Annotated in this window: 17 protein-coding genes; 12 read left to right on the top strand and 5 right to left on the bottom strand. The window is 30.9% G+C overall.

Going from position 1 to position 18,903, the window contains the following annotated elements; genetic code table 11:
• Nucleotides 1–85 precede the first annotated feature (85 nt).
• The 6 genes from mnmA (at nucleotide 86) to BWZ22_RS00205 (ending at nucleotide 6,320) form a co-directional block, all read left to right on the top strand.
• Nucleotides 86–1,273, top strand: a complete 1,188-nt coding sequence (gene mnmA, locus BWZ22_RS00235; RefSeq protein WP_076697005.1) for a tRNA 2-thiouridine(34) synthase MnmA — start codon at nucleotides 86–88, stop codon at nucleotides 1,271–1,273.
• A 24-nt stretch (nucleotides 1,274–1,297) separates the two neighbouring features.
• Entirely contained in the window at nucleotides 1,298–2,905 is a 1,608-nt protein-coding gene (locus BWZ22_RS00230; RefSeq protein ID WP_076697003.1) for a S8 family serine peptidase, read from the top strand.
• Nucleotides 2,905–3,849 (top strand): nitronate monooxygenase family protein, encoded by a 945-nt coding sequence (locus BWZ22_RS00225; RefSeq protein WP_076697001.1) that lies wholly within the window; start codon nucleotides 2,905–2,907, stop codon nucleotides 3,847–3,849. Before BWZ22_RS00230 ends, BWZ22_RS00225 begins: the two co-directional genes overlap by 1 nt.
• A 282-nt stretch (nucleotides 3,850–4,131) precedes the next feature.
• On the top strand, nucleotides 4,132–5,508 hold the full coding sequence (locus tag BWZ22_RS00215) for an MATE family efflux transporter (protein WP_076696997.1): 1,377 nt from the start codon (nucleotides 4,132–4,134) through the stop codon (nucleotides 5,506–5,508).
• A gap of 5 nt (nucleotides 5,509–5,513) precedes the next feature.
• Nucleotides 5,514–5,741, top strand: coding sequence for a hypothetical protein (locus BWZ22_RS00210; RefSeq protein WP_076696994.1), 228 nt, complete (start codon nucleotides 5,514–5,516; stop codon nucleotides 5,739–5,741).
• Between the two features lie 18 nt (nucleotides 5,742–5,759).
• Nucleotides 5,760–6,320, top strand: a complete 561-nt coding sequence (locus BWZ22_RS00205) for a phosphatase PAP2 family protein (RefSeq protein ID WP_076696992.1) — start codon at nucleotides 5,760–5,762, stop codon at nucleotides 6,318–6,320.
• Here the strand turns inward: BWZ22_RS00205 and meaB are convergent.
• Nucleotides 6,317–7,393: a methylmalonyl Co-A mutase-associated GTPase MeaB gene (meaB, locus tag BWZ22_RS00200; RefSeq protein ID WP_076696990.1), complete on the bottom strand. Its 1,077-nt coding sequence runs from the start codon at nucleotides 7,391–7,393 to the stop codon at nucleotides 6,317–6,319. The genes BWZ22_RS00205 and meaB overlap by 4 nt on opposite strands.
• A 50-nt stretch (nucleotides 7,394–7,443) precedes the next feature.
• On the bottom strand, nucleotides 7,444–8,001 hold the full coding sequence (locus BWZ22_RS00195) for a DUF2911 domain-containing protein (protein WP_076696987.1): 558 nt from the start codon (nucleotides 7,999–8,001) through the stop codon (nucleotides 7,444–7,446).
• Between the two features lie 173 nt (nucleotides 8,002–8,174).
• Here BWZ22_RS00195 and BWZ22_RS00190 point away from each other — a divergent pair, with 173 nt between their 5' ends.
• The 4 genes from BWZ22_RS00190 (at nucleotide 8,175) to BWZ22_RS00175 (ending at nucleotide 13,448) form a co-directional block, all read left to right on the top strand.
• Nucleotides 8,175–8,726: an RNA polymerase sigma factor gene (locus BWZ22_RS00190; RefSeq protein WP_076696986.1), complete on the top strand. Its 552-nt coding sequence runs from the start codon at nucleotides 8,175–8,177 to the stop codon at nucleotides 8,724–8,726.
• Nucleotides 8,710–9,288, top strand: a complete 579-nt coding sequence (locus tag BWZ22_RS00185) for a hypothetical protein (RefSeq protein ID WP_076696983.1) — start codon at nucleotides 8,710–8,712, stop codon at nucleotides 9,286–9,288. The genes BWZ22_RS00190 and BWZ22_RS00185 overlap by 17 nt, the downstream gene beginning before the upstream one ends.
• Before the next feature lie 10 nt (nucleotides 9,289–9,298).
• Complete coding sequence (locus BWZ22_RS00180; protein WP_157607867.1) at nucleotides 9,299–10,813, top strand: hypothetical protein; 1,515 nt, start codon at nucleotides 9,299–9,301, stop codon at nucleotides 10,811–10,813.
• A gap of 118 nt (nucleotides 10,814–10,931) precedes the next feature.
• Nucleotides 10,932–13,448 carry a hypothetical protein gene (locus BWZ22_RS00175; RefSeq protein WP_076696980.1) on the top strand — a complete coding sequence of 839 codons (2,517 nt, stop codon included), beginning with the start codon at nucleotides 10,932–10,934 and terminating at the stop codon, nucleotides 13,446–13,448.
• Nucleotides 13,449–13,728: 280 nt separating this feature from the next.
• Here BWZ22_RS00175 and BWZ22_RS00170 read toward each other — a convergent pair whose 3' ends face one another.
• From BWZ22_RS00170 to BWZ22_RS00160, 3 genes are all read right to left on the bottom strand, one after another.
• A complete protein-coding gene (locus BWZ22_RS00170) occupies nucleotides 13,729–14,349 on the bottom strand; it encodes a tRNA (guanine-N1)-methyltransferase (RefSeq protein WP_076696978.1) in 621 nt (206 codons plus the stop codon).
• Nucleotides 14,350–14,465: 116 nt separating this feature from the next.
• Entirely contained in the window at nucleotides 14,466–15,914 is a 1,449-nt protein-coding gene (locus BWZ22_RS00165) for a glyceraldehyde-3-phosphate dehydrogenase (protein WP_076696976.1), read from the bottom strand.
• 137 nt (nucleotides 15,915–16,051) lie between these two features.
• Nucleotides 16,052–17,458 carry a Do family serine endopeptidase gene (locus BWZ22_RS00160; protein ID WP_076696974.1) on the bottom strand — a complete coding sequence of 469 codons (1,407 nt, stop codon included), beginning with the start codon at nucleotides 17,456–17,458 and terminating at the stop codon, nucleotides 16,052–16,054.
• A gap of 150 nt (nucleotides 17,459–17,608) precedes the next feature.
• On the opposite strand from BWZ22_RS00160, the gene dapF reads away from it, so the two are divergent.
• Both dapF and BWZ22_RS00150 read left to right on the top strand, forming a co-directional pair.
• A complete protein-coding gene (gene dapF / locus BWZ22_RS00155) occupies nucleotides 17,609–18,382 on the top strand; it encodes a diaminopimelate epimerase (protein ID WP_076696972.1) in 774 nt (257 codons plus the stop codon).
• Nucleotides 18,379–18,903, top strand: a complete 525-nt coding sequence (locus BWZ22_RS00150) for a GNAT family N-acetyltransferase (RefSeq protein ID WP_076696970.1) — start codon at nucleotides 18,379–18,381, stop codon at nucleotides 18,901–18,903. Before dapF ends, BWZ22_RS00150 begins: the two co-directional genes overlap by 4 nt.

The following is an 18,903-nucleotide window of genomic DNA, read 5'->3' as shown; positions in this document are numbered from 1 at the left end:
AGTTAAACAAAATTGTTTTGCTTTACTTGTTTTAAGGCACTTATTCTATGTAATATATGTATCTTTGTGCCCTAATTTAATTATCATGAAACGTGTTATAGTAGGACTTTCAGGAGGAGTAGATTCTAGTATTGCTGCTTATTTATTAAAAGAGCAAGGGTATGATGTTATTGGTTTGTTTATGAAAAACTGGCATGATGACTCTGTAACTATATCAAACGAATGCCCTTGGTTAGATGATAGTAATGATGCTATGTTAGTTGCAGAAAAATTAGGTATTCCATTTCAAACGGTAGATTTAAGCGTACAATATAAAGAGCGTATAGTAGATTATATGTTTAAAGAATATGAAAAAGGAAGAACCCCAAATCCAGATGTACTTTGTAACAGAGAAATAAAGTTTGATGTTTTTATGGACATTGCTTTAGAACTTGGAGCAGACTATGTGGCAACAGGACATTATTGTAGAAAAGGAACCATAACAAAAAATGGGAAAGAGGTATATCAACTTCTTGCTGGAGCAGATAATAATAAAGACCAATCTTATTTTTTGTGTCAGTTATCCCAAGAACAATTATCTAAGGCTTTATTTCCAATAGGCGAATTAACAAAACCAGAAGTAAGAGAAATTGCAAAAAAACTAGATTTAGTTACTGCTGAAAAAAAAGATTCTCAGGGATTGTGTTTTATTGGTAAAGTAAAATTACCAGACTTTTTACAACAACAATTAAAACCTAAAGAAGGCGTTATTGTTGAAGTAGCTGAAGATGAGCCTTTATATGAAGAGGAAATACCTCAATTTAATTCTAAAGAAGAAGAACTGAGCTTTTTATCCAGAAAATTGAATTATTCTTTAAATAATGGTAAGGTGGTAGGTAAACATCAAGGAGCACATTATTTTACCAAAGGGCAAAGAAAGGGGCTAGCAGTTGGTGGTACACCAGAACCATTATTTGTTATTGATACCAATGTTGAAGACAATATTATATATACAGGGCAGGGTAAAAATCATCCCGGGTTATTAAAAAAAGCACTGTTTATAACCAATGAAGAATTACACTGGGTTAGAGAAGATTTAGCCTTATCTACAGATGAAACTATGGATGTTGAAGCCCGTATTAGGTACAGGCAACCATTACAAAAAGCAAGATTGTACAAAGTGGATACAGGACTTTATATTGAGTTTGAAAACTTACAATCTGCCATTACCGAAGGACAATTTGCAGCGTGGTATATTAATGATGAATTAATAGGTTCTGGAGTAATTTCGTAAATTGCAGCTAATCAAAATGTTAAAATGGAAAAGAAATTACTTTTTTTAATACTATTTTTTGCTCAAAATATACTTATATCTCAAGAAGACGCTTGGGTTTATTTAATAGATAAAGAGAATGTTCAATCATCTATTTCTAATCCAACTTCAATTTTAACACAAGAAGCAATAGATAGAAAAAATGCCCATGGTATAGCTATTGATGAACGCGATGTTCCTGTAAATGAATCTTATATTACCCAGCTAAAGAATGCTACTGGAATTACGGTGATGGCAAAATCAAAATGGTTTAATGCAGTTCATGTTAGAGGTACAGAGCAAGATATAAATAACCTTAAAACTACATTTTCTTTTGTAGATTATATAGATTTTGCAGATAAAAGTTTAATTAAAAAGAAAACAACAAAACAAAATAAATCTGATAAACTAGAGCGTGTTTTAACAGACTTTAATTATGGTAATGCCTTAAATCAAATTCAAATGATTAAAGGTGATGAATTACACGAGTTAAATTATACAGGAACAGGTATAAAAATAGCAGTTTTAGATGCAGGATTTCCTAACGTTAATAGTATGACTAGTTTTGAACGATTAAATAATGCAGGGAATGTTAAAGATGTTTATGACTTTGTAGATAGAGATTATGACGTTTATAACAGTTCTGCAGATAATCATGGAACTTTAGTTTTAAGTACTATGGCTGGTTATATTGAAAATCAATACGTAGGAACAGCACCAGATGCAGAGTATTATTTGTTTATTACCGAAGATACTGGAAGTGAAAGCCCCGTAGAAGAAAGTTATTGGGTAGAAGCAGCAGAACGCGCCGATAGTTTAGGCGTAGATATTATAAACACATCATTAGGATATACTACTTATGATAATCCAAATTATAGTTACACAACCTCACAAATGGATGGTAATACAGCTTATATAACTAAAGGCGCTAACATTGCATTTGAAAAAGGGATGCTACTAGTAACTTCTGCAGGTAATTCAGGAGAATACAGTTGGGGTATTGTTGGAGCGCCAGCTGATGCATCTGGAGTGCTTTCTGTTGGAGCTGTTAATTCTTCTGGAACTTATGCATCTTTTAGTTCGCTTGGTAATAGCGCACAACCTTCACAAAAACCAGATGTTGTGGTGCAAGGACAAGCCAGTGCTGTAATTAATGAGAATGATGCAATTTCAACAATTAACGGTACATCTTTTAGTTCGCCTATTATGGCAGGGGCAATTGCTTGTTTATGGCAAGCTTTACCCAATAAAACTAATGCTGAAATTATGCAATTAGTCCGTGAATCGGCTTCACAGTATACTTCGCCTGATTATTATTTAGGTTACGGAATACCAGATTTATTGTCAGCATATAACTCTCAGGTGCTATCTACAGATAATGAAAACATATATCATTACAGTTTGTATCCAAACCCCGTAAAAGATAAAGTTTTTATAAATAGTACTTTTGATATAAAATCACCGCTAACAGTTTCTCTATTTAATATTTTGGGTAAACATATTTCAACTTCACATATTACAAGCCAAAGTAATTTTATAGATATGTCTTCATTGTTAGCAGGGATATATTTAGTAAAAGTTGAATCTAAAGTCTTTAAAATAGTTAAGCAATAATGACTAATAGAATTACAGACTTGTTCCAAATTGAATACCCCATAATTCAAGCAGGAATGGTTTGGAATAGTGGTTGGAAATTAGCTTCGGCAGCTAGTAATTCAGGTATTTTGGGGTTGTTGGGAGCAGGCTCAATGTACCCAGAAGTGTTACGTGAGCACATTCAAAAATGTAAACAAGCTACAGCTAAACCTTTTGGAGTTAATGTACCAATGTTATATCCAGAAATTGATAAAATAATGGATATTATTGTTGATGAGGGAGTAGAGATTGTGTTTACTTCGGCAGGAAACCCTAAAACTTGGACGCGTTGGTTACAAGAAAAAGGCATTACAGTAGTGCATGTTGTAAGTAGCTTAAAATTTGCTTTAAAAGCACAAGAAGCAGGGGTTGATGCTATTGTAGCTGAAGGTTTTGAAGCTGGAGGACATAATGGTAGAGATGAAACTACCACCTTAACATTAATACCTATAGTTAAGGAACATATAACCATTCCTTTAATAGCAGCAGGAGGTATTGCAACAGGTAAAGCAATGTTAGCATGTATGGTTTTAGGTGCCGATGGTGTACAAATTGGTAGTAGGTTTGTTGCTAGTGAAGAGAGTTCTGCACATATTAACTTTAAAAAAGCAGTTATTGAAGCCAAAGAAGGCGATACACAATTAACTTTAAAAGAACTGGCTCCTGTAAGGTTAATAAAGAATAGGTTTTATAATGAGGTTCAAGAGTTATACAAAAAAGGAGCTACGGTAGATGAACTTAAAGCACTTTTAGGTAAAGCCCGTGCCAAAAAAGGTATGTTTGAAGGTGATTTAGAAGAAGGTGAGCTTGAAATAGGACAAATTTCAGGATTAATTCATGATATTAAACCCGTTAATAAAATAGTAAAAGAAATTATTACAGAGTTTGAAGAGGCTAAAAACCAATTACCTAATTTAAAATAAATTTAACATTAATATCTACATAAAAATAAAAAAGGAGGAAATAATTTCCTCCCCTTTTATATCGAAACTTCTAAAGTAATATTTAATCCCTAATAAAATAAAAACCTTTAGTTCCTCTAATATAATAGCTGTTATAGCTGATTTGAGGCGAGCAAATGTAAGAAAAATAATTATTTGAATATATGAAACAATATTTAACTTATTAACATATGTTAATAACATATATTTTTAATCTAAATCTTAAAGTTGGCTAATGCAAAAGCTAAAGAGTACTTTTGCAAAATGCAATTAAAAAACTATACAAAAGAATTTAAGTACAATTGGCAATTAGCAGCACCAGTTATGTTAGGTATGCTGGGGCATACCTTTGTTAGTTTTGTAGACAATATCATGGTAGGGCAGTTAGGAACTGCTGAACTTGCTGCAGTATCATTAGGGAATAGTTTTATGTTTATAGCCATGTCTTTAGGAATTGGTTTTTCAACAGCCATAACACCTTTAATAGCTGAAGCCGATGCAGAACAAAACTTTTCTAAAGGAAAGTCTTCATTCAAAAATGGTCTTTTTTTGTGTACTGTTTTAGGAGTATTTTTATTTTTAATACTATTTTTTTCAAAACCGCTAATGTATTTAATGAAACAACCACAAGAGGTTGTAGAGTTGGCAATTCCGTATTTAGATTTAGTGGCATTTTCATTAATCCCTTTAATTGTTTTTCAGGCTTTTAAACAATTTAGTGATGGGCTTTCTATGACCAAATACCCTATGTATGCTACACTTTTAGCCAATGTTATAAATGTAGTATTAAACTATGTGCTCATTTTTGGTAAATTTGGATTTCCAGTATTGGGCATTGTTGGGGCAGCTTATGGAACATTAATTTCTAGGTTTGTTATGGTTGGTTATTTATGGTATCTTTTAAAAGGAAAAGAAAAATCTAAAGCTTATGTTACTAATCTAAAGTTTTTTGTTCTTGATAAATTAGTCATTAAAAAAATAATAAACCTAGCAGCACCAAGTGCAATGCAAATGTTTTTTGAGGTTGCTATTTTTACAGCGGCTATTTGGCTTAGTGGTTTACTAGGTAAAAATCCACAAGCGGCAAATCAAATAGCATTAAATTTATCATCTATGACGTTTATGGTTGCTACAGGGTTAAGTGTAGCCTCAATGATAAGAGTAGGAAACCAAAAAGGGCTTAAAAACTATGTTGAGCTTAGGCGGATTGCCTTTTCAATATTTTTATTGGGTGTGGTATTAGCCTTTTGTTTTGCCTTTTTGTTCTTAATTTTTCATAATTATTTACCCAAGTTGTATGTAGATTTTAGTGATGTTGAAAACTTAGTAGATAATACCGAAGTAGTTGGTATAGCTTCTAAATTACTAGTAGCAGCAGCTATTTTTCAGGTAAGTGATAGTATTCAGGTTATTGTTTTAGGGGCTTTACGTGGTTTGCAAGATGTTAAAATACCAACCATTATTACATTTGTATCTTATTGGTTAGTAGGATTTCCTGTTAGTTGGTTTTTAGGAAAATCTGAAGTTTATGGTAGTTTTGGTATATGGTTAGGTTTATTATCAGGTTTATCAACAGCAGCTATTTTGTTGTATATTAGATTTAATTATTTAACTAAAAGATTAATTTTGACCAAAGAATAAAAATTATGTCCTTACCCAAATTTATACTTGGTGATAATACAGATTATCCAAATGCTATTTATGTAATTCATACAGAATTTCCTAGATTTATAATCAATCTAGAAAATGATGAGGTTGAGTGGTTTGAAGATTTTGATGCCGAAGACCAAAAAGAACTTGAAACAGAAACTCAAAATGCTATCAAGTTAGCTACCGAGTTTTATGATAAAGAAATTGAAAAATATGATGAATAGTATTTTAATGTTATTTTTATGTTAGAGGAAATTTTAAAGTATGATACAGAGTTGTTTCTATACTTAAATAATTTAGGGACAGAAAGTTGGGATTGGCTTTGGTTAATTATTACAGATAAACTTACATTCATTCCGCTATACGGATTACTGCTATTTTTACTGTATAAAAAATATGGATTAAAATCATTATTAGTTTTTGTAATTGTTGTAGCCCTAATGATAACATTTACAGATCAAATAACAAACGTGTTTAAACGAGGTTTTGAAAGACCTAGACCCTGCAGAGTATTAGACCAAATGCGCTTTATAGCAGTACGTTGTGGTAAATATGGGTTCTTTTCAGGGCATTCATCAAACTCTATGGCTGCTGCGGTTTTTGCAGGTTTATTACTTAGGCCATATTATAAAAATGCTATTTTCATTCTATTGTTTTGGAGCGCTGTAGTTGCTTATAGTAGAATTTATGTGGGAGTACATTATCCAACAGATATTTTTTGTGGTTTAACTTTTGGAGCTATCTCCGGGTTTATCTTTTATAAATTATCTAAATTTTTATTGAAACGTTACGTAACTACTTAAGTGTTTAATTTTAACAAATAATCTGCGGCAACAAAAGGCGTTGTTTTATTGTTTTCAATAAGTTTCAATTGTTTTTGTAATTCCGCTTTAATTTTAGGGTTATTAAAAAAAACTGCTTTTAATTGTTGTTCAATTGTTTGAATAAGCCAGTATTTATTTTGCTCATTTCGCTTTGCAATAAAATAATTGTTTTTTGTAGTTGTTTCAACATAATCAGAAATAATATTCCAAATATTATCAATACCTCTATTTTCAATAGCACTACAAACAGTAACTTTTGGTTGCCAGTTTGATGCTTTTTTAGGGTAGAGGTGAAGTGCTCTGGCAAATTCAGTTTTTGCTAGTTTTGCTGCTTTTAAATTAGTACCATCGGCTTTGTTAATGGCAATAGCATCAGCCATTTCAATAATACCACGTTTAATACCTTGTAATTCATCACCAGCACCAGCAAGTTTTAATAATAAAAAGAAATCTACCATACTATGTACAGTGGTTTCACTTTGACCAACACCAACAGTTTCAATAATAATAACATCAAAACCTGCCGCTTCACAGAGGGTAATGGTTTCTCTTGTTTTTCTGGCAACCCCTCCTAAAGAATCACCAGAGGCAGACGGACGTATATAAGCATTTTTATCTCTAACCAAAGCTTCCATACGTGTTTTGTCTCCCAAAATACTTCCTTTTGTAACAGAACTACTGGGGTCTATAGCTAATACAGCTACACGTTTTCCTAAGCTTGTTAAGTGTTTCCCAAAGGTTTCTATAAACGTACTTTTACCAACACCAGGCACCCCCGTAATACCAATTCTAACAGATTTATTAGCATGAGGTAAACAGGCTTCTATAATAGTATTGGCTTTGTTTAAGTGTTTTGGGTTTTTGCTTTCAACTAAGGTTATGGCTCTACTTAAAGCAGCAATGTCTTTGTTTAAAATTGAAGTAACTAAGGCATCAGTATTAATATTAGCATGCCTTTTTTTATTGAGTTTTTTTATAGAATCTTTATTGGTGATTTCTGAAATAGAAACACCATCTGTTTTTTGTAGTGCTGTTTTTTTTGATTTTGCCACCAGTTTGCAAATGTTTCTACTAAGATAAGCAATTCAAAAATCTAATGTATTTAACTTTTTAGGGGAATAGCAATTTTAACATCATCCCAAGCCATGGTTAAAAATAAATTATCGGTAGAATTATCAAAAGCTATGGTAAATTGCTCCACTACAGTTTCTAGTTTTTGAACTGGAACTTCAACATTTATAACATCATAATTAGGATCCCACATTGGATTCATTTCAGAGTCTACACCCCATTCGTACTGTTTAGAGTTAAACATTACTGTCCACGTAGAATCTTTAGGTACAGTCCATAGCGTATATTTACCAACAGGTAAAACCATGTTGTTAATTTTAAGTGTTTTATTGGTTTCAAATGTTGTAGCTTCATTTGCTCCTGTTCTCCAAACTTTATTATAAGGTACAAGGCCACCAAAAATTTCTCTGCCTTTTTTGTAAGGTCTGTTATAGAAAACGTTAAGTTCTAAATCATTCAACTCAAATTTTACAGTATCTTTAGGACTCAGGCGTTTTTCAAAAATATTTTCAACAAAAACAGAATATAAAAATAGCCCTAGAGCTATTATAGAAAGTAAAATTAATACACGTTTTAAGAAGGCGTTCATAGAGAGCTTTTTTTTTCGACATAAATATACTTTAAAAACTTATAATTACTAACAACCTAACGTTTAATTAACCGGTTTTAATATTTATTTAAGAAAAATTTAATTTTTTGCAACACTTCAATTTTTTTATCGTCTTTTAAAACGAACTAACTTAGACCAAAAGAAACATTAGTATGTTTAAAGTTGACATTATTGAACAATGTAAACAAAACAACCGAAAAGCTCAATTGCAGTTATACAACCAGTACTGCCATGGTATGTATGTTGTAGCTAAAAGGTTTTTAAAAGATGCTAATGATGCTGAAGATGTAGTGCAAGAGGCTTTTATTAAAGCTTTTTCTAAGCTAAATCAATATAAAGCAGAAGTTACTTTTGGTGCTTGGTTAAAACGTATTGTAGTTAATAAGAGTATAGACTTTTTAAAATCTAAAAAACAACAACTTGTTGAATTAGAAGAGGTGCATCTAAAAGTAATTGATACTCCCGTTAACGACAAATGGTTAGTAGATGATGCCATTACAATACATGATGTAAAAGAAGCCATTAACAAGTTACCAGATAAATATCAATATGTAATTATGTTGTATTTAATAGAGGGCTATGATCATCAAGAAATATCAGAAATTTTAAATATTTCTGAAGTGGCATCTAGAACGCAATTATCTAGAGGAAAAGTAAAACTACAAGAACTATTAAAACATAAAACTCATGGCGCAAGATATTAGAGAGTTATTTAAAAATGATAAAATAACAAATGAAAAGATGCCTAAAAACCATCAGGAACGTTTTATTAAAAAGTTAGATGAAGCATTTCCAGAAACCAAAAAATTAAGTTTTGGTTGGTTGCAAATAGCGGCAAGCATAGTAGTGCTTATTGGTTTAAGTTTTGGAGGTTACAAGTACTTTACCAAAAATAATATTGAAAAACCAATAGAAACTATTGCAAACAATACTATTGAAACCAAAACTTTAGGAGACATATCACCAGGTTTAAAAAAGGTAGAAGACTATTATTTGGCAAGTATTAATTTAGAACTCTCTAAAATTAAATACACACCAGAAACTAAAGACCTTTTTGATGGTTACATAGAACAATTAGCAGAATTAGATAAAGAGTATAAAAGATTGTCTTTAGAGTTAACAGAATCTGGACCAAGTGAGCTAACCGTTAATGCCTTAATTGATAATTTAAAATTGCGTTTAAACTTATTATATCGTTTAAAATCTCAATTAAAAGAATTAACATCTTCTGAAATAAGAACAGAAGGTGTTAAACAATCAATCTAAAAATCAAAAAATGAACAAATCACTTATAAAATTTAAATTACTAATAGCAACCTTTTTTACCGTTAGTAGTTTAGTTGCACAGAAACAAACCAAAGTATCACAATCTATAAAAGTAGATAAAGATGTTACAATAGATTTAAATACTAGCTATTGCCATATTGTTTTTGATACCTGGAATAAAAACACTGTTGAAATTGAAGCCTATGTTGAAGGTGAAAATTTAAGCAGTGAAGCACTAAAAGACGCTTTAAAAAATTGGAATATAGATGTAGATGCTTCTAGTAATGAAGTTGTAATTAATGCTAGAAGTTCTGGAAATGCCAATTGGGTATATAGAACCACACCACATGATGATGATGCCGTTAATGCTATAGTAAGAGAATTGAAATTTGAATTGGCAGAAATCCCAGATGTAAGTTTCAATTTGAATCCTCAAATACCAAAAGTTCCTGAGTTACCCGAAATCCCTGAAATGCCAGAATTACCTCCTTTGCCAGAAAATGTAAAAAGTTTTCAGTTTGATTATGAAGCCTATAAAAAAGATGGCGAAAAATATTTAGAAGAATACACCAAACAATTTGAATCTACTTATGGCGAAGACTATGCTAAAAGAATGGAAGCCTGGGGAGAAAAATTTGAAAAAGAATGGGGAGAGAAGTACGGAAAAAAAATGGAAGAATGGGCTAAAAGTTTTGAGGAAAATTGGGACAGTAAAGCGTTTGAAGAGCGCATGGAAGCTTGGGGAGAACGTTTTGCAGAACAAATGGAAAGGCAAGCAGAACAACTAGAAAAACAACAAGAAAAAAGAGAAAAGGCACTTGAAAAACACGAGGCTATGAGAGAAAAACTCTTAGAAAAGCGTGAAATAGAAAAAGAAAAGCGCGAAAAATTAGCAAAAGAAAGAAAGATTTTAATTGAAAAATTAGTTAATAAAGAAACCAATTCTAAAGTAAAAAAAACTATAAAAATTAAAATGCCCAAAGACGCGAAGTTAAAGGTAAATGTAAGACATGGCGAAATTGAATTTGCATCAAATATTGATAATTTAAAAGCAAACTTAGCGTATACTAAACTAACTGCTAATAGCATTAATGGAGGTTTAACTTCCATTAATGCTTCATATTCACCAGTGTATGTAACTAATTGGAATTTAGGAGAACTAAATTTACATTACGCAAAAACGGTAGAGTTAAATAATGTAAAACATCTTGTTTTAAACTCTAATTCATCTAACGTTACTATAGATAACTTGTTAGGAAATGCTATTATAGATGGTAATATAGGAGATTTAAATATTTTAAGAATAGATGATAATTTTACCAATTTAAATGTTATTATTCAAAACTGTGATGCCTTTATAGCGTTACCAAAAGTGAATTATAATTTGCAGTATAAAGGAAATAGATCACGTATAAGTCACCCAAAAAAAGAGAATGATAATACATCAACTTTTTCAACAGGAAATTTAAGTAACGGAAAAAGTATTGTGGTTAATGCAAAATACAGCAACGTGATTATGAAATAAAATTACCCATTTTCTTTTTTCACCATTAACGGTGTTTTATTTAAATCAAAAATTTTAAAATATTTGATGACATTTTAATAGAATACCGATACTAGATTAAATGATAATAAAATAAATTATGAAAAATCTAGTATTAACTAACAAACTCCTTTTAACGTTTTCTTTCTTTTTACTCATTATTATATCCTCCTGCAAAAAAGATGATAGTGTAGATAATGACGAAACTCAAGATTTAAATGAAGATTTAACGTATACCGAAATTAATGTTATTCTTCCTGATGGTGCTAATATAACCACCCAAGAGTTAACTGTTATTTCAAATTTAGAAGACACAAGTATTTCTAATGAGGGTAAAGTGTCAATACCACATATTCCTGAAAATCGGTCTCTAGCTATTTTAGTAAACCAAGAAAAAAAACCTGTTTTAATTGGGTTTATACATGAGGGTAATTCTGAAATATCTGTAGCGTCAACAATTGAAGCTTTATATTATTATGGTTTAGGTACTTATTTTTTGAATGAACCAGTAAAGGATGAATATTTTAAACAATCGTCATCATTAAAAGATTTTGAGGTTACTGTAAATGAGTTTGAAGAAGCTTTTAAAAACAATACAAACTTTTTAAATTCAAATGAATTCTTTGTTTGGTTTGAAGAAAAACTAGAGCTTATTAGAAATGATGACATTGAAAACATGGCAATGCGAAGTGTTTTAGTTGATGCTAATGATGTTAGAAGTGGTATTCAAGTATTTGAAGATACTGGCTTGAATATAAAAATTGCTAACGATTTTAGAAGGAGGGCTCACGCTTTTTTATATAAAACCGAGGTACAACCATATGAGGGCAATAAACAAGTTATAATTTCAGATATTGTTTCAACTAATGCAGCTGCAGTAAAAGATATTGAAATAAAACCTATTAAAGCAAAAAGAGAGTTTTTAGGTGTTATAGGAGATTGGGCAAGTGGTGTTGGTGTAGAGTTTTACAGAACAGAGACTGAGCCGTTAGAACTAAATTTAGAAGCGCATGAAGAATATGCTAATTATAAAGTAAGAGTTGTAGGTCCTGCCTATGCTATTGTAAATGAAAAAGAGTTTACCTCTACAGAAAGAGAAAAACTAGATGAAGTTATTTATGAAACCTTAGCTTTAGATTATATTTTACCTGCTTTTATGGATCTTGTTGGTGAAGCAGAACTACTTGATGGGGTAAATGAAAAACATTTTGAACATTTCACAAACATATTAAACACCATTGTTAATTCTGTGCCAGCAACGTCTGATGCTCTTAAAAAAGGAGATTATAAAACCGCAGTTTCAAGTTTCTTTGAATCATTTTATGGTAATGCAATTGGAGAGTTAAAAGACGATTTAATTGATGCATTTAGAGATGGTTTATTAAACTATAAAATAAGTATTTCAAATGGTAATAATCTTGCCATTTTAAAAGACTCACAAGAAATAGTAAATAAATTTAAAGGACTCAATAATTATTTAGAGTGGACAGATAGAATTTTAAAATTATCAGATTATTTAACTATAATAGCTGGTACAGCAAAAAGTAACTATTTAGAAGAATGGGATGTAAAAGCAAAGCAAGACCCAGTTACCCTAGAACCACAAGAACCTATAGCCTTTCCGTATATTAAAACATATATTGAGGCAATTGTAAAGAATAAATCATTAGCTAGTGGAGAGGTTTATGTTTATGATTGGGAGGTAACAGGAACTTATGGTAAAATATTTGATACTAAAGGACATGAAGGATCTAGTTTTCAAAGTAGTGATAAAGAAGTATATTATTTATCTGAAATAAATGATGATGATTTACCAGAAAATGCAGAAGAAACTTTAATTACCAAAGTATATGTTAAGCAGGGAGCTAATTTAGATTTAGTAGGAAGTGATACTATAGCAATGAAAGTACTTTCGTATAAATACCAAATACTTCCAGATGGAGCTACAATTAATGGAAATTCTAGTTTAAATTTAAAGATTTTAAGACCAGATTATACAGAAGATATTACTAACAACCCACAGTTAGATTATAAAATTGTATGGAGAACCTCTGGTGTTTACGGAACATTTTCAGGCGGCGATAAAACAATAACAACCTATAATAGTAATGTGATAAACTACAAAGCTTTAGATGAAGATGTTGAACATGGTGTTGAAAGTATAAGCGCTCATATTTATGGCAAATTAAAATCAGAACCCAATAGTGGTTATGAACTATATGATGAAATATCTGCAGAAGTAAATATTAAAAACAATGAAGAGAAACTATATTTTGTTGTTCCCGCAGAGTATATATCTTGGGGGCCAGAAGTTGGTGATCTTTATACAGGTTGTGGCTCTTATGTGGTATTTAAAGTAGGAGCTATAGAAGATGCTATTAGTTATCAAGCAACAATTATAGAATATAGTCATCGTACAACACCTTCAGTAATTGGAAGGAGCGAATCTTGGACTCCTGAAAGTAGAGAATTAACATCAGAAGGAGTGTATCATGCTTTTGAAAGAGTTAGGTTTCAATCTACAGCAACACCAAATCATTTATTTACTGGTTGTACAGAAAGTCCGTTTGCTTCTTTAAAGGGAGCAACACAAATTGTAGTTACTGTTAAGAAATAATTTATAAAAGACACTATCCCGTAAAGTGTGTAAACAAAATATATCGAGGGTTTAACTTTTTTAAAGTTGAACCCTTTTTTTAAATATAGTTAAAAATTGGTTTAAAATAATGCCCTAATTATGAATTGGCATAGATCATTTTTAAGTATTCTGGTTTTATAAGTGTAAAATTTAAAATTAATGAATAAAAAAATCTCAGATTAATTTTTAACCTGAGATTTTAAAACTTATATAGTTTATGAGATGATGCCTTTTCGGCTTTTTTGTAAATAAATTGTAATTAAGCGCCTTTTTGCTTATTAATTTCGTCTTGTAATTGACGTCTTACTTTTTGTTCTCTTTCTAAAGCAACTCTTCTGTGTTCATCAAACTCTTCTTCAATTTCAGCTAAGTTTTGTTTTGCTTGTTTAGTAATAGCATTGCTATTTTTAAACTTATAAATAAAGAAAATTAGTAAAGCTAGTAAAGCAGCTATAATAGTCCACATAAGCATATTATACCCTGTTTTACTCATTTGCATTCCAAACAAAGCCATACTATCTTTTTCTTTGTTTATGTTATCTAAAGTGGCTTGTGTTTTAGATAAATTACTTTTTAAATCATTAATTTCTTTGTTCTGATTTATTATCGTGGTATTTGACTTTGATAATTTACTCTTTAAAGTATTTATAGAGTCGTTGGTTTGTTTTTGTAAACTAAGTAGCATACTACGTTTAACAGCTTCATAAGGTAGTCCGTTGGTGCCTTTAAAATTTCCAGATTTTCTTAAAACAAATTCAAACTTATCATTTATAGAGCCGTCATTAATAGATTGAGTTTGTTGGGTTTCCTGAGCATTCAAGGATGTTAATGAAACTAATAAAAAAAGAAATATAAAAGTAGATTGCTTAATCGAATTCATTTATTTTGGGTTTAAATGGTTGTATTTGGTTTACGAAGTTAAAAAAATAAATTATATAGCCACTTATAATGAAGCTTCAGTATATACGTTTAAAATTAAATCTCAGATGTTACATTTTAATAGTAGGTATAACGTCTTACTTTAGAAATATATTTTGCAAGCCTTACAACTTGATGACTATATCCATATTCATTATCATACCAAATATATAAAATAGCATTTTTACCGTCTGGTCTAACAATAGTTGCTTTACTATCATAGATAGATGGAGCAGAACTACCAACAATATCAGTTGATACTAATTCATCACTTAATTCATACTTAATTTGCTCAACTAAATCACCTTCTAAAGCATATTTTTTTAAAACAGTATTAATGCCATTTAATGAGGTTTTTTTCTCAAGTTCTAAATTTAAAATAGCTAATGAACCGTTAGGAACCGGAACACGAATGGCGTTAGAGGTTAGTTTGCCTTTTAAACTAGGTAATGCTTTTGCAACGGCATTACCAGCACCGGTTTCTGTAATTACCATATTTAGAGCAGCAGCACGTCCTCTTCGGTATTTTTTATGAAAATTATCAACCAAATTCTGGTCGTTTGTGTATGCGTGAATGGTTTCTAAATGCCCCGATTTTATACCAAAAGAATCTTCAATAGCTTTTAAAACAGGTGTAATGGCATTAGTAGTACAAGAAGCAGCCGAAAATATTTTGGTTTTGTCTGGGTTATACTCATTATGGTTTACACCATGAACAATGTTTGGTATTTCCTTTCCTGGTGCAGTTAATAATACTTTATCAATACCTTTTGCTTTTAAATGTCTACTCAACGATTGTTTATCTCTAAAAGCGCCTGTATTATCAATAACTAAAGCTTTTTTAATATCAAATTTAGTATAATCTATATCCTCTGGAGCATTAGATGAAATTATTTTAACCGTAGTGCCATTAATAATTAAGGCGCTATTTTTAGTATCAACTAAAACGGTTCCTGGAAAATCTCCGTGTACAGAGTCATTGCGGAGTAAAGCTGCTCTTTTTTCAAGAATGGTTTCATTAATTTCACCTCGAGTAACAATAGCTCTTAGGCGTAATTGACTGCCTTTTCCGGTTCTAGCCATTAATTCTCTGGCTACTAATCTGCCAATTCTACCAAAACCATATAGTACTACGTCTTTGGGCTCAATACCATTGCTTTTATTAGCATCTTTAAGTTTTCTTGCAACAAAAGCAGTGGCGTTTGCATGTTTGTTTTCGTCTAAATGAAATTCATAAGTTAGTTTACCAATATCAAGTTTTGCTGGTGGAATATCTAGAGTTTTTATAGCTCTGGCAATTTCTACAGAATCAAAAATAGAAATAGGTTTTTGCACAAATTTACCTGCGTATTCATGTAAATTTAATATTTGACTTACGGTTCTATCTATTAGCTGATTTCTAAAAAGCACTAGTTCTATAGATTTGTCATACCATAAGTCGTTTACAGTTTTAATAAACTCTACAGTGGCTCTTCTACGGTCTGCTTGAAAGGCTAATTCTTTTTCATAAGTTTTGTTAAAATTCATGCTTAAATAGTTTTAGTTGTATGTTTAGTTTTAGCAAAATTATCATATTTCAAACGTTTTCGTAGTGTGTTTACATAAAAAAATAACCTCTTTAATTTTAAAGAGGTTATTGGCGTGTTTTAAATGTTTTATATTAATTATCTAAAATTGAATCGTTCTTTTTCTCCACGAGAATTAATTAGTTCTATTCTCAACGATTCGTATTCTGATTTGTTTTTTAGTGCATTTTGAACATCATCAACAGAATTTACTTTTACTCCGTTAATTGATGTTATAATGCTTCCTTCTTCTACACCGTTATTTTTCCAATAATCGGCGTATTTATCATCTAGTTTAATAATTTTTACACCATGTTCTGCCTTAAGTTTTTTCAAATCTTTTTCTTTTGCATTTTTAACTTCTCCAACCAAAGGCATGGTATAAGTTTCATTTTTTAGCAAAGTAACAGGTGTGGTGTATAATTTTCCGTCTCTAGAGTAGGTTACATTAACAACATCATTTGGCCTTTTAGAGCTTATTTGACCTGTTAAATCTGAAAATTTAGAAATTTTAATATTATTTATTTTCTTAATAATATCACCTTCTTTTAAACCAGCTCTATCAGCTCCAGAATCTTCAACAACTTCTGCTATATAAACACCTTCAGTATCATTAACGCCTAATTCTTCAGAAGCTTTACTATTAAGTGTACCGCCTCTAATTCCTAAAATACCGTTTTGAACATTACCATACTCCATAATGTCTTCAATTACTTTTCTAGCAATATTGCTAGGAACAGCAAAGGAGTATCCAATGTATGATCCTGTTTGAGATGTTATAGCTGTATTAATACCAATAAGTTCACCATTAGTATTAACAAGAGCACCACCAGAATTACCGGGGTTTACAGCGGCATCGGTTTGAATGAAAGATTGTGAACTGTTGCCAGATAGATCTCTAGCCTTTGCGCTAATAATTCCAGCGGTAACTGTTGAGGTTAAATTAAACGGATTACCAACAGCTAAAACCCATTCGCCTACTTTGGCATTATCAGAATCTCCAAAAGTAACAAAAGGCAAATCTTCGTCGGCATCAATTTTTAAAAGCGCAATATCTGTTTTAGAATCTGCTCCAACTAATTCAGCTTCATAAGTTTTGTTGTTATTTAAGGTAACTGATAATTCTTGGGCATTTTTAATAACATGGTTATTAGTAATAATATACCCATCTGCATTAACAATAACTCCAGAACCTGTGCCTACTTGCGGACGCTGAGAACTTCTTCCAAAAAAGAAATCTTCAAAAGTCATTTGTCCAGAACTCATAGATAAGTTTTTTACATGTACTACTGCATGAACTGTGTTTTCTGCAGCTTCAACAAAATCTGGTGCTTCGGTAGTGTTATATAAGGTGTTTATATTACTTGTTGGTAAAAACGTAGGGGTTGTTTGTGTATTATTATCTACAACTACCGTGTTTTCCTCTTCTAAAAATAATTTATATCCTCCTAGTGTTAAAACACCACCTAAGGCCGAAATCAGTACTAACGATAAAATCTTCTTCATAATTTTTCAGTATTAAGTTTTATTTAATGAACGATTAAAATTAAATATTTATTAGTTTAATATTTTCATTTAACTGTTTTTTAACGCCAACTTTAACGCCAACTTAACAATCAATAAAACGGTTTTATATTCATATATTTGTGCCATATTATGCAACAAGAATTTTATAAATATCAAGGAACAGGAAACGATTTTGTGATGATTGATAATCGTCAACAAAAATTCGACAAAAATAATACCAAACGTGTTGCTTTCTTATGCGACAGACGTTTTGGCATAGGTGCAGATGGTCTTATTTTACTAGAAAACCATGATGAGTACGATTTTAAAATGGTTTATTACAATTCTGACGGAAACGAAAGTACCATGTGTGGTAATGGAGGGCGTTGTTTAGTGGCGTTTGCTAGAGATTTAGGAATTATAAAAAACAAAGCTACTTTTGAAGCTATTGATGGTTTACATCATGCCTACATTGATGATGATATTGTAAAGTTACAAATGCAAGATGTTGATGAGGTTAATAAATATGACAGTCATGTGTTTTTAGATACCGGTTCGCCACATCATGTGCAGTTTGAAGACCATATAGATACTTTTAATATTAAAGAAAAAGGAGCCAAAATTCGCTATGGAGCGCCCTATAATGATGTTGGTACTAATGTAAATTTTGTTAAGAAGATATCAGATGATACGTTTTTGGTTAGAACCTATGAACGCGGTGTTGAAGATGAAACATTATCGTGCGGTACTGGAGTAACTGCTGTAGCAATAGCTATGAATGCAACAAAACAAACAAAAGATAACACCATAACGTTAAAAGTGCAAGGAGGTGAACTAAAAGTTACTTTTGATGTTGTAAATAGAGCTTATAAAAACGTATGGCTTATTGGTCCTGCAAAATTAGTGTTTAAAGGAACTGTATGATTACGTTAAAAGGAAAAAATATTTACCTACGTGCTTTAGAGCCAGAAGATTTAGAGTTTGTTCATGCGGTTGAAAATGACGAATCTATATGGGAGGTTAGCAATACTCAAACACCATTTTCAAAATTTATAATAAAACAATATTTAGAAAACGCACATAAAGATATTTATGAGGTGAAACAACTTAGGTTGGTAATTTCAAATTATAATGATGCGCCTTTAGGAATGATTGATATTTTTGATTTCGATTTTAAAAACAGTAGAGCCGGAATAGGTATTTTAATAAAAGATACCGAGGCTAGAGGAAAAGGGTATGGTTCTGAAGCTTTAAAACTACTAGTTTCTTATTGTTTTACACATTTAGGGTTGCACCAATTGTATTGCAACATTTCAGAAGAGAATGAAGTTAGCATAAAGCTTTTTAAAAATGAAGGCTTTAAACAAGTAGGGCTTAAAAAAGACTGGAACTACGTTAATAATTCATATAAAAACGAATATTTATTTCAGCTTATAAATAATTAA

It is taken from the genome of Seonamhaeicola sp. S2-3 (genome assembly GCF_001971785.1).
In the GTDB taxonomy this organism is placed as follows: domain Bacteria; phylum Bacteroidota; class Bacteroidia; order Flavobacteriales; family Flavobacteriaceae; genus Seonamhaeicola.
This window is presented reverse-complemented; position numbering and strand designations above follow the sequence as displayed.

Excerpts from the sequence above, each read along its gene's own strand:
- BWZ22_RS00165 (WP_076696976.1), bottom strand. The coding sequence starts at position 15,914 with ATGAATTTTAACAAAACTTATGAAAAAGAATTAGCCTTTCAAGCAGAC.
- mnmA (WP_076697005.1), top strand. The coding sequence starts at position 86 with ATGAAACGTGTTATAGTAGGACTTTCAGGAGGAGTAGATTCTAGTATT.
- BWZ22_RS00225 (WP_076697001.1), top strand. The coding sequence starts at position 2,905 with ATGACTAATAGAATTACAGACTTGTTCCAAATTGAATACCCCATAATT.
- BWZ22_RS00210 (WP_076696994.1), top strand. The coding sequence starts at position 5,514 with ATGTCCTTACCCAAATTTATACTTGGTGATAATACAGATTATCCAAAT.
- BWZ22_RS00150 (WP_076696970.1), top strand. The coding sequence starts at position 18,379 with ATGATTACGTTAAAAGGAAAAAATATTTACCTACGTGCTTTAGAGCCA.
- BWZ22_RS00180 (WP_157607867.1), top strand. The coding sequence starts at position 9,299 with ATGAACAAATCACTTATAAAATTTAAATTACTAATAGCAACCTTTTTT.
- BWZ22_RS00230 (WP_076697003.1), top strand. The coding sequence starts at position 1,298 with ATGGAAAAGAAATTACTTTTTTTAATACTATTTTTTGCTCAAAATATA.
- BWZ22_RS00170 (WP_076696978.1), bottom strand. The coding sequence starts at position 14,349 with ATGAATTCGATTAAGCAATCTACTTTTATATTTCTTTTTTTATTAGTT.
- BWZ22_RS00160 (WP_076696974.1), bottom strand. The coding sequence starts at position 17,458 with ATGAAGAAGATTTTATCGTTAGTACTGATTTCGGCCTTAGGTGGTGTT.
- BWZ22_RS00175 (WP_076696980.1), top strand. The coding sequence starts at position 10,932 with ATGAAAAATCTAGTATTAACTAACAAACTCCTTTTAACGTTTTCTTTC.
- BWZ22_RS00195 (WP_076696987.1), bottom strand. The coding sequence starts at position 8,001 with ATGAACGCCTTCTTAAAACGTGTATTAATTTTACTTTCTATAATAGCT.
- BWZ22_RS00185 (WP_076696983.1), top strand. The coding sequence starts at position 8,710 with ATGGCGCAAGATATTAGAGAGTTATTTAAAAATGATAAAATAACAAAT.
- BWZ22_RS00205 (WP_076696992.1), top strand. The coding sequence starts at position 5,760 with ATGTTAGAGGAAATTTTAAAGTATGATACAGAGTTGTTTCTATACTTA.
- BWZ22_RS00215 (WP_076696997.1), top strand. The coding sequence starts at position 4,132 with ATGCAATTAAAAAACTATACAAAAGAATTTAAGTACAATTGGCAATTA.
- BWZ22_RS00190 (WP_076696986.1), top strand. The coding sequence starts at position 8,175 with ATGTTTAAAGTTGACATTATTGAACAATGTAAACAAAACAACCGAAAA.
- dapF (WP_076696972.1), top strand. The coding sequence starts at position 17,609 with ATGCAACAAGAATTTTATAAATATCAAGGAACAGGAAACGATTTTGTG.